The sequence below is a fragment of the Pseudomonas sp. I2 genome (assembly GCF_040984075.1).
Lineage (GTDB): Bacteria > Pseudomonadota > Gammaproteobacteria > Pseudomonadales > Pseudomonadaceae > Aquipseudomonas > Aquipseudomonas guariconensis_B.
In genome coordinates, this window is record NZ_JBCGFQ010000086.1 from 1 (window position 1) to 11,140 (window position 11,140).

The window sequence follows — 11,140 nt, forward strand, 5'->3', positions numbered from 1 at the left end:
CTGGAAATCCATTGGCTGGAGGCCCGGGAGGGGACGCAACAGTCCGTCAGCCTGCAGGGCAGGGTACTGCCATGAGCAGGGCCCAGGCCGGTTTTGGCCTGCTGGAAGCATTGTTGGCGTTGGCGCTGGGCCTGATGCTGCTGGCGGCAGCGAGCCAGGTGTTCGTCGCCGCCTACCAGGCCTGGCGCCTGCAAGGCGCGGCGGCACGCCTGCAGGACGATGCCCGGCTGGCGCTGCACAGAATGGCCCAGGACATCCGCATGACAGGCATGTCCGGGTGCCTGCGCCAACAGGCGATCACGTTCGATACGGCCGCTGCCGCCCAGGCGTTTGCCCAACCGCTACGGATCACCCTGGCCGGCGATGGGCGCCTGGACAGCCTGAGCCTGGTGCTGGAGCAACTGCCGGGCAGCGCCAGGCAACCAGCCTGGACCTTGCTGACCGATTGCCGCAGTTGGGCGCAGGTCAAGGAAGGGCGCCACCCCGGCAACGAGCGGACATTGGCATTCCCCATCGCCCGGATCAGCTATCAACTGCGTGCGGGCAACTTGAGACGGATGAGCGGCAGTCAGGCCGAGGCGTTGATCGACCACGTTCGCGACCTGCGTGCGACCTTGGTGCCGACGGCGGAGGGCGGGCGCGTGGACCTGCAACTGACGCTGTTCGAGCCGCAACAGCGGATCGAGTTGCAGCACGAGCTGAGCGTGGCCCTGCGCAACCGGTTGCCCGAACCATGAGGCGCCAGCGCGGCATGGTCCTGCTGGTGGGGCTTCTGCTCAGCCTGTTGCTGGGGCTGCTCAGTGCTTCGGCCCTGCACGATGCCCTGATCCAGGCGCGCCTGGGCGGCCTGCTGCTGGCGAACGCACGAGCCCTGGAGCAGGCCGAAGCAGCCTTGCTCGAGGGGGCGGCCCGGTTGCTGCTGGCGCCTCCGGCACCTTGCCAGGCGGCCTGCCTGCCGCCTCCTGACGCCCATGATGTGCAGGGCGGGGACCTGTCATGGCAGCGTACGGAAAACGGATTCTTCCTGTTACAGAACCTGGGCGAAAGCGCCCTGGCGGCACAGGTCCCCGAAGGTGTGCAGGTGACCCTCTACAGGGTCACCGCCGTCAGCCGCGAGCGCCAGGCGCGGCATGTGCTGGAGGCTGTGTACGCCCTGCAGGCCGACCAGGCTGTAGCGCCACGGCGGCTTCTGTGGCGCCAGCGATTGAGAAGACAATGACATGCAGCAAGGCCTGAGCCTGATCGAATTGTTGATTGTCGTGGCCGTGACCGGCATTCTGGCAGCCATTGCCTACCCCAGTTACCACGACCCGTTGAGACGTGCCGCGCGAAGCGAAGTGGTCGGCCTGCTGCACGATGCCGCCCTGCGCCTGGAGCGCCACCATGCACGTACCGGCCAGTATGCCGACAGTGACCAGCAGCAGACGCCATTGCCCGCCGGCAGCCGCTACTACAGCCTGCAGGCAGAGCGTGGCGACGACAGTTTCCGCCTGCTCGCCAGGCGCCTGCCCGGCGCTCTGATGGCGGACGATGGTTGTGGTGACTACCAGCTCGACCAGGCCGGCGTGCGGAGCAATCCGGGGGCTGTCGAGCCCGCCGAGGGCTGTTGGGGTAGCTGAAGGTCGCGTTTATTTCAGGTAGTGGATCGACGGATGAGCAAGCAAGTAGTGATTGTCGGTGGCGGGGTCATTGGCCTGCTGACAGCGTTCAACCTGGCGCCCAAGGTCGGCCAGGTGGTGGTGTGCGACCAGGGTGAAGTGGGGCGCGAGTCGTCCTGGGCCGGTGGCGGTATCGTCTCGCCCCTGTACCCCTGGCGCTACAGCCCGGCGGTGACGGCACTGGCGCACTGGTCGCAGGATTTCTATCCACAGCTGGGCGAGCGCCTGTGCGCGAGTACGGGGATCGACCCCGAGGTGCACACCACCGGCCTGTACTGGTTGGACCTGGACGACGAGGCCGAGGCCCTGGCCTGGGCCAGGCGCGAGCAGCGGCCACTGAGCGCCGTGGATATCTCGGCGGCCTACGATGCGGTGCCGGTGCTCGGCCCAGGCTTCACGCGCGCCATCTACATGGCGGGTGTAGCCAACGTGCGTAACCCACGCCTGGTGAAATCGTTGAAGGCAGCCCTGCAGGCCCTGCCTAACGTGACCTTGCGCGAGCACTGCCAGGTCACCGGGTTCCGCCAGGAAGGCGGGCGGGTCACCGGTGTGCACACCGCCGAAGGCGTGCTGGCGGCCGATGACGTGGTGCTCTGCGCGGGTGCCTGGAGCGGCGAGTTGTTGCGCACCCTCGGCCTGGCGCTGCCGGTGGAGCCGGTGAAGGGCCAGATGATCCTGTTCAAGTGTGCCGAGGACTTCCTGCCGAGCATGGTCCTGGCCAAGGGACGCTATGCCATCCCACGGCGCGACGGGCACATCCTGATCGGCAGTACCTTGGAACATGCTGGCTACGACAAGACCCCGACCGTGGACGCGCTGGAAAGCCTCAAGGCCTCGGCGGTCGAACTCCTGCCGGCGTTGGCCGATGCCACCCCGGTGGCGCACTGGGCCGGGCTGCGTCCGGGGTCGCCCGAAGGTATTCCCTACATCGGCCCGGTGCCAGGGCATGAGGGGTTATGGCTGAACTGCGGGCATTACCGCAACGGGCTGGTGCTGGCGCCGGCGTCGTGCCAGTTGTTCACCGACCTGTTGACCGGCAGCCAGCCGATCATCGATCCGGTGCCCTATGCCCCGGCAGGGCGCCTGGGCTGAAGACTGGGGCTGCAAAGCAGCCCCCAACGCCACTCGAGAGATCAAGCCCTCCCGCAAATCACACACTCTGTGGCTGACTCGATCCCGGGGCGCCGAACCGCCGCGAACAGGGTTCAACGCACAGCCCCTCAACCAACGACCGGTTCCTGCAAATGCCGGCTCGGATAGTGCTGTTCATAGACCTTGCACACCCTCAGCACCTGCTCATCGGCAAACCGCCCGGCCACCACCTGCAACCCCACCGGCAGCCCTTCCCGGGTAAAACCGCAAGGCACCGAGGCCGCTGGCTGCTGGGTCAGGTTGAAGGGGTAGCTGAACGGCGTCCATTCCATCCACTGCGCCATCGCCGACCCAGGCGGTACGTTGTGCCCCGCTTCGAAAGCCACCAGTGGCAGCATCGGTGACACCAGCACGTCGTAACGCTGGTGGAAGGCGTTCATCCGCGCCACCAGTTCCGCCCGTGCCTCAAGGGCCAGGGTGTACTCGTCCAGGCCGATCCGCGCCCCTTGTTCGGCGATCCACCGCAACCCTGGGTCGAGCAGCGCCCGCTGTTCATCCGAGAGCTGGCCAGCCAGCCGGGCAGCACCGGCGAACCACAAGGTATTGAACGCCTGCAGCGGGTCGGCGAACCCTGGGTCAACTTCCTCCACCTGCGCGCCCAGCCGCGCCAGGCGTTGCACCGCCTGGGCCACCAGCGCCTGGATCTGTGGATCGACCTGCACGTAGCCGAAATCGGCACTGTAGGCGATGCGCAGACCGCTCAGGTTTTGTTCGTCGCCCAGCCAGGGCGTTCGCCTTGGCGCGCCGGCCAAGCCGTCGCGTGGATCCGGCTGGGCTACGCAATCGAGCATCAGCACGGCATCGTCGACCGTGCGGGTCATTGGCCCCAAGTGCGACAGCAGGGTCATGGCACTGGCCGGCCACTGCGGCACATAGCCAAAGGTCGGTTTGATGCCGAAGGTGCCGGTGAAGGCACAGGGAATGCGGATCGAGCCGCCTGCGTCGCTGCCCTGGTGCAGCACGCCGAGGTTGAGCGCCGCCGCGGCGGCCGCGCCACCCGAGGAGCCGCCGGCGGTCAGGCGAGTGTCCCAGGGGTTGCGGGTGATGCCGTACAACGGGTTGTCGGTGACGCCCTTCCAGCCGAACTCCGGGGTGGTGGTCTTGCCCACCAGCACTGCGCCGGCCTCGCGCATGAACGCGCTGAATGGCGCATCCACCTCCCACGGCCCGGCCGCAGACGTAGTCCTTGAGCCCTTGCGGGTCGGCATGCCGCGGGTCAGGGTAAGGTCCTTGATCGAGGTCGGCAGGCCATCCAGCCTGCCACAGGGCTCGCCACGCCGCCAGCGCTGCTCGCTGGCGCGGGCAGAGGCGCGGGCGCCTTCGCCATCCACATGGCAGTAGGCATTCACCACCGGGTTGTAGCGGTCGATGCGCGCCAGTACATCGTCGATCACTTCCACGGGAGACAGCTGGCGGCGCTGGTACAGGTCGAGCAACTCGAGGGCGGTCAGTTCGCCGATGCAGGTCTTGCCGGTCATCTCATTGGGCTCCCTTGTTGGCGGCCTGGAACATGGCGCGCAGCAGCACGTCGCAGCCGTCGGCCAGGTCCTGCGGCGCAGCGTTCTCGATCTCGTTGTGGCTGATGCCACCTTCGCAGGGCACGAAGATCATCCCCGCAGGGCCCAACTCGGCGAGGAAGATCGCGTCGTGGCCGGCGCCACTGACGATGTCCATGTGGCTCAGGCCCAGCTCGCGGGCACCCTGGCGCACGGCATCGACGCACGCTTGGGCGAAGTACAACGGTGGGAAGTCCGCGGTGGGCGTGAGCTCGAAGCGCAGGCCGTGCTTGGCCGAGCAGGCCTCGATCGTTTGGCGTACCTCGCCGACCATGGCATCCAGGTGGCCGGGGTCGAGATGGCGCAGGTCGATCGTCATCTGCACCTGGCCCGGGATCACGTTGCGCGAGGCCGGGTGCACGTTCAGGCAGCCGACGGTACCGCAGGCATGGGGCTGATGAGCGTGGGCGATGCGGTTGACCGCGGTGACCACCTCGGCGGCACCGACCAGGGCATCCTTGCGCAGGCGCATCGGGGTAGGGCCGGCATGGGCCTCGACGCCGGTCAGTACCAGGTCGAACCACTTCTGTCCCAGGCAGCCCTGGACCACGCCGATGGTGGTGCGCAGGTCTTCCAGCACCGGGCCCTGCTCTATGTGCGCCTCGAAGTAGGCGCCGACCGCATGGCCGGTGGGCACACGGGGGCCGGCATAGCCGATGCGGGTAAGCTCCGCGCCCACCGACAGGCCCTGGTCGTCGACCTTCTCCAGGGTCTCCTGCAGGTCGAACTTCCCGGCGAACACCCCCGAGCCCATCATGCACGGCGGAAAGCGCGAGCCTTCCTCGTTGGTCCATACCACCACCTCCAGCGGCGCCTCGGTGGCAAGGCCCAGGTCGTTGAGGGTACGCACCACTTCCAACCCGGCCATGACCCCATAGCAACCGTCGAACTTGCCGCCGGTGGGCTGGGTGTCGATGTGGCTGCCGGTCATCACTGGCGCCAGGTCGGGATTGCGTCCGGGGCGGCGGGCGAAGATATTGCCGATGGCATCGATGCTGACAGTGCAGCCCGCCTCGGTGCACCAGTGCACGAACAGGTCGCGGGCCTGGCGGTCGAGGTCGGTCAGGGCCAGGCGGCAGACGCCTCCCTTGGGCGTGGCGCCGAGCCGGGCCAGGTCCATCAGCGATTGCCACAGGCGTTCACGGTTGACCAGCGTGCCCTGGCCGAGCAGGTGCCGCGAGGGATCGATACGGGTATTCATGGGCCGTCTCCTTTCAGGCACTCAGGGCCAGATAGCGATTCTTGATGCTCGGGTCGGCGCGAAACTGTGCAGCGCTGCCCTGGTAGGCCACCCGGCCTTGTTCGAGCACGTAGTGACGGTCGGCGAGGGCGTCGCAGACCATCAGGTTCTGTTCCACCAGCAGGATCGACAGCCCTTCGTCCTTGATCCGCCGCAGGATCCTCACCAGTTCGTCGACGATCACCGGTGCCAGGCCTTCGGTGGGTTCGTCGAGGACCAGCAGCCTGGGGTCGTTGAGCAGGGCGCGGGCGATGGCGAGCATCTGCTGTTCGCCGCCCGACAGGGCAAAACCGCCATTGCGCCGCCGTTCCTTTAGCCGCGGGAACATGGCGTATACGTCCTGCAATTGCCAGCGACTGTCCTTGCGCACGGCGATCTTCAGGTTTTCCTCGACACTGAGCTGGCGGAAGATCCCGCGATGCTCCGGCACCAGCGCGATACCTTGCCGGGCGATGTCGAAGATCTCGCGGCCGACCAGGGGCTGGCCATTGAAGGTGATCTGCCCCTGGCGCGGCCGCACGATGCCGAGGATGCTGCGCAGGGTGGTGGTCTTGCCGGCGCCGTTGCGCCCGAGCAGGGTCACCAGTTCGCCGGCCTCGACCTTCAGCGAGACCCCTTCGAGCACATGGCTCTTGTCGTAGTAGGAATGGATCGAATCGACGTTGAGCATCAGGCGGCCTCTCCTAGGTAGGCGGTGCGCACGCGCTCGTCGTTGCGCACCAAGTCCGGGGTGCCTTCGACCAGGATCTGGCCATGGCTCATGACAGTGATGCGCTGGCTGATCGACATGACGATGCTCATGTTGTGCTCGATCAGCAGCACGGTGTGGTCGCGGCCCAGGTCGCTGATCAACTCGGTCATCACCGGGATGTCGTCGATGCCCATCCCGGAGGTGGGCTCATCGAGCATCAGCAGGGTTGGGCGGGCGCAGATCGACATGCCCACCTCCAGCACCCGCTGCTGGCCGTGGGACAACTCGCCGGCCAGGGTGTCGGCGCGGGCGGTGAGCTTGAGGCGTTCGAGCACCTGGTCGGCGGTGTCCCAGTGGCTGCGCTTGTGCTCGACGCTGCGCCAGAAGTTCAGCGCACCGAGGCCATCGCGGCCCTGGGCCGCCAGGCGCAGGTTCTCGCGCACCGACAGGTTCTGGAACAGGCTGGTGAGCTGGAAAGAGCGCGCCATGCCCAGCGCTACCCGGCCATGGGACGGCTTGCGCAGGATGTCCTGGCCATTGAACAGGATCTTGCCACCAGTGGCCTGGCGCTCGCCGGTCAGGCAATGGAACAGGCTGGTCTTGCCGGCGCCATTGGGGCCGATGACGGTATGGATGGTGCCGGCACGCACGTTCAGGTCGACGCCGTCGACCGCGCGAAACGGCCCGTAGGCCAGTTCCAGGCCACGGGTTTCCAGGAGGTAGTCGCTCATCACAGGGTCTCCTTGGTCTTGGCGCTGAACGGGCGGCTCGGGCACAGGCGCTTGCCCAGTTCGGCGAGGCCGCCCCACAACCCGCCGCGCATGAACACCACCACCAGGATCAGGATCGCCCCCAGCAGCATCAGCCAGCGCGGCCACAGTTCCGACAACACGTCGCCCAGCACGACGATGGCGCCGGCGCCCAGCAAGGAGCCGAACAGCGAGCCGGTGCCGCCGACGATGGTCATGATCAGGATGTTCTCGCTCATCATCAGGTCGATGTTCGACAGCGGCGCGAAGTGCAGCAGCATCGCGTACAACGCCCCGGCGATACCGGTGATGGCGCCGGACAGCATGAACACCAGGATCTTGAAATGGCGGGTGTCGTAGCCGATGGCCGCGGCGCGGGTCTCGTTCTCGCGGATCGCCAGCAGGGTGCTGCCGAACGGCGAGCGGATCACCCGTAGGGCGCCGGCGAAGATCAGCAGGAACAGCACCGCGACGAAGGCATAGAAGTGCCGTGGGTCGGCCAGGTCCACCAGCACCTGGCCGGCGACCTGGATGTTCGGCCGTGGTACGTCGAGCAGGCCGTTGTCGCCACCGGTCCAGTCACTCAGGGTATAGGCCAGGAAGTAGGCCATCTGGCTGAAGGCCAGGGTCAGCATGACGAAGTAGATGCCCTTGCGGCGGATCGCCAGGGCGCCTACCAGCAGCGCCAGGAAGGCGCCGAACACCGCCGCGCCGAGCAGGGCGCTGAACAGCCCCCACTTGAGGTGGATCATCAGCAGCGACGCACCATAGGCCCCGACGCCGAAGAAGATGCCCTGGCCGAACGACAGCAGGCCCGTGTAGCCCAGCAACAGGTTGCAGGCCAGCGCCGCCAGGGCAAAGATCAGGATCTCGGTGGCCAGGGTCGCCGACGGCAGCAGCAGTGGCAGGCCGACCAGGGTGACGATCACCAGGCCCAGCAGGGCCGGCGCGCGGCCCTTGGCCACGGGCAAAGGATTTTTCTCGCTCATCTTCATGCTCTCCCGAACAGGCCGTAGGGACGTACCAGGATCACCGCCGCCATGGCGCCATAGATCATCAGGCTGGCGCCTTGCGGCCAGAGGCTGGTCATCATGCTCTGCACCACGCCCACCAGCAGGCCTCCTACCAGGGCGCCGCCGAACGAGCCCATGCCGCCGATCACCACCACCACGAAGGCGATGCCGAGGATCTCCGGGCCGACGAACGGCTGGGCGCCGCGCAAGGGGGCGAACAGCACCCCGGCGACCCCGGCCAGGCCCACGCCGAGAGCGAAGGTCAGGGAGAACAGGCGGAAGATGTTGGTGCCCAGCAGCGAGACCGTTTCGGTGCTTTCACTGCCGGCGCGCACCAGCGCCCCGAAGCGCGTGCGCTCCAACAGCAGCCACAGGCCCAGGCCGATCAGCGCGGCGAAGCCGATGAGGAACAGGCGGTAGTAGGGGTAGATGAAATCGCCGACGATCAGCACCCCGCGCAGCTCCGGCGGCACCGCGATGTGTTTGCCGACCGGGCCCCAGATCAGCACCGAGGCTTCCTGGATGATCAGGGCTATCCCCAGGGTGACGAGGATCTGGAAGGTATGCGGCAGGTGGTAGATGCGCTTGATCAGCATGCGCTCCACGGCCCACGCCAGCGCAGCGACGGCCAGTGGCGCCAGCAGCAGGGCCAGCCAGAAATTGCCGGTCAGGGCCACGGCGGTGTAGCACAGGTAGGCGCCGAGCAGGAAGAACGCACCATGGGCGAAATTGACGAAGTTGAGCAGGCCGAAAATGATCGTCAGGCCCACGGCGATGAGGAAGTAGATCATCCCCAGGCCCAGGCCGTTGAGCAGCTGGAACAGGTACAAGTCGAGCATGGACGTGCCCTCTGCAGCGCGCCGGGCGGCTGCATGTCTGGATGGTTGGGACGAACGCCGCGGCTCAGGCCAGGGCGCAACCGGTGTGGTCGACCTCGATGAACGAGCGACCGGCACTGAGTACCTCGGCCAGGTCGTCCTCGTCGCGCATCTGGCCCTGGGGTTTGCCGCGTAGCAGGTAATAGTCCTTGAGCACCTGGTGGTCGTCCGGGCGGATCAACTCGTCGCCGGTCGGACCCTGGAAACGCATGCCCTGGAGGGTGCGGGCCACGCTCGGGCCATCGAAGGTGCCGGCCTTGGCGATGGCCTCGAGCATGACCTTGGTGCCGATGTAGTCGGCCGCCAGCGGGTAGTTGGGGTTGACGCCATAGGCCTTGCGCGTGGCTTCGACCAGGTGCCTGTTCAGCGGCGTGTCGACCTGGTGCCAGTACTGTGCGCCCAGGTACACGCCCTCCAGTACGTCGCTGCCCAGTTCCTGGAACTGGTCGAGGCCGGCCGACCACACCAGCAGTACTTTCATGCGCTCCTTGATGCCGAAGTTGACCGCCTGGCGCAGGGCGTTGGACGACTGGCTGCCGAAGTTGAGCAGTACCAACACATCGGGCTTGGCAGCGATGGCGTTGGTCAGGTAGCCGGAGAATTCCTGTTCCTGCAGGGAGTGGTAACTGTTGCCGATGTGCTCGACGCCGAACTCGGCGAACACCTTGCGTGCGTTGTCCAGCAGGGCATCGCCGAACACGTACTGCGGGGTGATGGTGTACCAGCGCCTGGCCTGCGGCAGTTGGCGGATCATCGGCACCAGGGTCTCGCGGATGGCCCCGTAGGTCGGCACCGACCAGCGGAAGGTCGAGGCGTTGCAGTCCTTGCCGGTGATCTCGTCGGCGCCGACTGGGGTCATGAATACGCCACCGGCCTTATGGATCTCCTTCGACACCGCCAGGGCCGAGGACGACAGGGTGCAGCCCTGGAAGAAGCGGGCGCCATCCTGGCCGATGGCTTCCTGTACCTTGCGCACTGCCTTGCCGGCGTTGCCCTCGGTGTCGATAACCTTGTACTTCAGGGGCCGCCCGAGCAGTTGGGGATGCTCGGCGATGGCCAGGCGCGAGCCCATGTCGGCGTACTTGCCATAGCTGGCGAAGGCACCGGACATGGACTTGAGCCCGTAGAAGGTCAGCGGTTCGTCGGCGAATGCCCGGTGCGCCCCGAGGGGGAGGCTACCGAGGGCACCCAGGGCAAGGCCTGCCTTGAGCAGGGTACGTCTTTGCATGGGTAACTCCTTGGTTGTGGTTATTAGGCAGGAGTGGCAATGGCAAAGCGGGTACGGCGGGCCTGTGCGCAGGCCTCTTTCCAGGCTGATCAGTGGTGGTGTTCGAACTCCAGCAGGAAGTTGCGTGCGACCTCGCCCTCCAGCGCGGTCATGTGGTGCTCGGCGTCGCACATGTGTGCATGCATCAGCCGGCGCACGGCCTGTTCGTCGCTGGCGCGCAGGGCCAGCAGGAGCTGCTTGTGGTAGTCGATGTTGGCGGCGGCGAACTGCTGGCGCTTGGGCAGGTAGGCCTTCTTCAGCACCACCAGGTCGCGTAGCAGGTCGTTGAGGAACACCGCCATGAAGCGCAGCAGCGGGTTGGGGCAGCGGTGCGCCAGCAGGGTGTGGAACTCCAGCTCCGCCAGGCGCTGCTCGCGCTGGCCCTGTTCGCTGTCTTCCGGGGCGCTGCAGAAGTCGATGTTGGCCTGTAGCGCGGCGTAGTCGGCTTCGCTCAACTGGCCCATCACCGACACCGCCAGTTCCACTTCGATGACCTTGCGCAGTTGGTACACCTGCTCGCCGTCCAGGTGCTGGAAGTGCAGGTAGTTGCGCAGGGCGCGGCTGGCCGGCTCGGTGCCCACCTCGTTGAGGTAGGCGCCGCCGGCCGGGCCGGTGCGGGTGCTGACCAGGCCCTCGACCTCCAGGGCCTTGAGTGCCTCGCGGGCGGTGCCCTTGGAGCATTCGAAGTGCTCCATCAGCTCGCGCTCGGTGGGCAGGCGATCGCCGGGGTGCAGGGCCTCGGTGACGATCGAGCGCTTGACCGATTCGACGATCACGTCGGAGAGCTTCTGGCGCTTACGCTTGGGTTTGAGCATTTGTACTGTTTTTCATATTTATGCGGATAAATAGGATTTAGCGAACTTTGCCGGGTTCGGTCAATGGTGGCGTCAGGGAAGGGGTCGTAAATGGTGCGAAAGGGTCGGGGAGGGATAAGTG

The 11,140-nt window shown here is 66.6% G+C and carries 12 protein-coding genes; 4 read left to right on the forward strand and 8 right to left on the reverse strand.

Annotated elements, in window-relative coordinates:
* Positions 1 to 71 precede the first annotated feature (71 nt).
* From WCE05_RS25100 to thiO, 4 genes are read left to right on the forward strand one after another with little or no spacing between them, the layout of a single operon-like run.
* Positions 72 to 737, forward strand: a complete 666-nt coding sequence (locus WCE05_RS25100; RefSeq protein ID WP_225789519.1) for a PilW family protein — start codon at positions 72 to 74, stop codon at positions 735 to 737.
* Positions 734 to 1,219: a hypothetical protein gene (locus WCE05_RS25105; protein WP_368816775.1), complete on the forward strand. Its 486-nt coding sequence runs from the start codon at positions 734 to 736 to the stop codon at positions 1,217 to 1,219. The genes WCE05_RS25100 and WCE05_RS25105 overlap by 4 nt, the downstream gene beginning before the upstream one ends.
* A gap of 1 nt (position 1,220) precedes the next feature.
* The gene (locus WCE05_RS25110) at positions 1,221 to 1,619 is read left to right on the forward strand and encodes a type IV pilin protein (protein WP_225789521.1); all 399 of its coding nucleotides are present in this window, start codon (positions 1,221 to 1,223) and stop codon (positions 1,617 to 1,619) included.
* Positions 1,620 to 1,652: 33 nt separating this feature from the next.
* The gene (gene thiO, locus WCE05_RS25115; protein WP_368816776.1) at positions 1,653 to 2,750 is read left to right on the forward strand and encodes a glycine oxidase ThiO; all 1,098 of its coding nucleotides are present in this window, start codon (positions 1,653 to 1,655) and stop codon (positions 2,748 to 2,750) included.
* Positions 2,751 to 2,878: 128 nt separating this feature from the next.
* Here thiO and WCE05_RS25120 read toward each other — a convergent pair whose 3' ends face one another.
* From WCE05_RS25120 to WCE05_RS25155, 8 genes are all read right to left on the reverse strand, one after another.
* Positions 2,879 to 4,288 (reverse strand): amidase, encoded by a 1,410-nt coding sequence (locus WCE05_RS25120; RefSeq protein ID WP_225789523.1) that lies wholly within the window; start codon positions 4,286 to 4,288, stop codon positions 2,879 to 2,881.
* Position 4,289: 1 nt separating this feature from the next.
* Positions 4,290 to 5,555, reverse strand: coding sequence for a Zn-dependent hydrolase (locus tag WCE05_RS25125; RefSeq protein ID WP_368816778.1), 1,266 nt, complete (start codon positions 5,553 to 5,555; stop codon positions 4,290 to 4,292).
* Between the two features lie 25 nt (positions 5,556 to 5,580).
* Complete coding sequence (locus WCE05_RS25130) at positions 5,581 to 6,276, reverse strand: ABC transporter ATP-binding protein (RefSeq protein ID WP_225789524.1); 696 nt, start codon at positions 6,274 to 6,276, stop codon at positions 5,581 to 5,583.
* On the reverse strand, positions 6,276 to 7,028 hold the full coding sequence (locus tag WCE05_RS25135; RefSeq protein WP_225789525.1) for an ABC transporter ATP-binding protein: 753 nt from the start codon (positions 7,026 to 7,028) through the stop codon (positions 6,276 to 6,278). The genes WCE05_RS25130 and WCE05_RS25135 overlap by 1 nt, the downstream gene beginning before the upstream one ends.
* The gene (locus tag WCE05_RS25140) at positions 7,028 to 8,035 is read right to left on the reverse strand and encodes a branched-chain amino acid ABC transporter permease (RefSeq protein WP_225789526.1); all 1,008 of its coding nucleotides are present in this window, start codon (positions 8,033 to 8,035) and stop codon (positions 7,028 to 7,030) included. Before WCE05_RS25140 ends, WCE05_RS25135 begins: the two co-directional genes overlap by 1 nt.
* 2 nt (positions 8,036 to 8,037) lie before the next feature.
* Positions 8,038 to 8,898, reverse strand: a complete 861-nt coding sequence (locus tag WCE05_RS25145; RefSeq protein ID WP_225789527.1) for a branched-chain amino acid ABC transporter permease — start codon at positions 8,896 to 8,898, stop codon at positions 8,038 to 8,040.
* A gap of 64 nt (positions 8,899 to 8,962) precedes the next feature.
* Positions 8,963 to 10,165, reverse strand: a complete 1,203-nt coding sequence (locus tag WCE05_RS25150) for an ABC transporter substrate-binding protein (protein ID WP_368816777.1) — start codon at positions 10,163 to 10,165, stop codon at positions 8,963 to 8,965.
* 89 nt (positions 10,166 to 10,254) lie between these two features.
* Entirely contained in the window at positions 10,255 to 11,019 is a 765-nt protein-coding gene (locus WCE05_RS25155) for a FadR/GntR family transcriptional regulator (RefSeq protein ID WP_225789529.1), read from the reverse strand.
* Positions 11,020 to 11,140: the final 121 nt, after the last annotated feature.

Bases quoted from the DNA above. Each gene is read 5' to 3' on its own strand.
- WCE05_RS25100 (WP_225789519.1), top strand. From the start codon at position 72: ATGAGCAGGGCCCAGGCCGGTTTTGGCCTGCTGGAAGCATTGTTGGCG.
- WCE05_RS25105 (WP_368816775.1), top strand. From the start codon at position 734: ATGAGGCGCCAGCGCGGCATGGTCCTGCTGGTGGGGCTTCTGCTCAGC.
- WCE05_RS25110 (WP_225789521.1), top strand. From the start codon at position 1,221: ATGCAGCAAGGCCTGAGCCTGATCGAATTGTTGATTGTCGTGGCCGTG.
- thiO (WP_368816776.1), top strand. From the start codon at position 1,653: ATGAGCAAGCAAGTAGTGATTGTCGGTGGCGGGGTCATTGGCCTGCTG.
- WCE05_RS25120 (WP_225789523.1), bottom strand. From the start codon at position 4,288: ATGACCGGCAAGACCTGCATCGGCGAACTGACCGCCCTCGAGTTGCTC.
- WCE05_RS25130 (WP_225789524.1), bottom strand. From the start codon at position 6,276: ATGCTCAACGTCGATTCGATCCATTCCTACTACGACAAGAGCCATGTG.
- WCE05_RS25135 (WP_225789525.1), bottom strand. From the start codon at position 7,028: ATGAGCGACTACCTCCTGGAAACCCGTGGCCTGGAACTGGCCTACGGG.
- WCE05_RS25140 (WP_225789526.1), bottom strand. From the start codon at position 8,035: ATGAGCGAGAAAAATCCTTTGCCCGTGGCCAAGGGCCGCGCGCCGGCC.
- WCE05_RS25145 (WP_225789527.1), bottom strand. From the start codon at position 8,898: ATGCTCGACTTGTACCTGTTCCAGCTGCTCAACGGCCTGGGCCTGGGG.
- WCE05_RS25150 (WP_368816777.1), bottom strand. From the start codon at position 10,165: ATGCAAAGACGTACCCTGCTCAAGGCAGGCCTTGCCCTGGGTGCCCTC.
- WCE05_RS25155 (WP_225789529.1), bottom strand. From the start codon at position 11,019: ATGCTCAAACCCAAGCGTAAGCGCCAGAAGCTCTCCGACGTGATCGTC.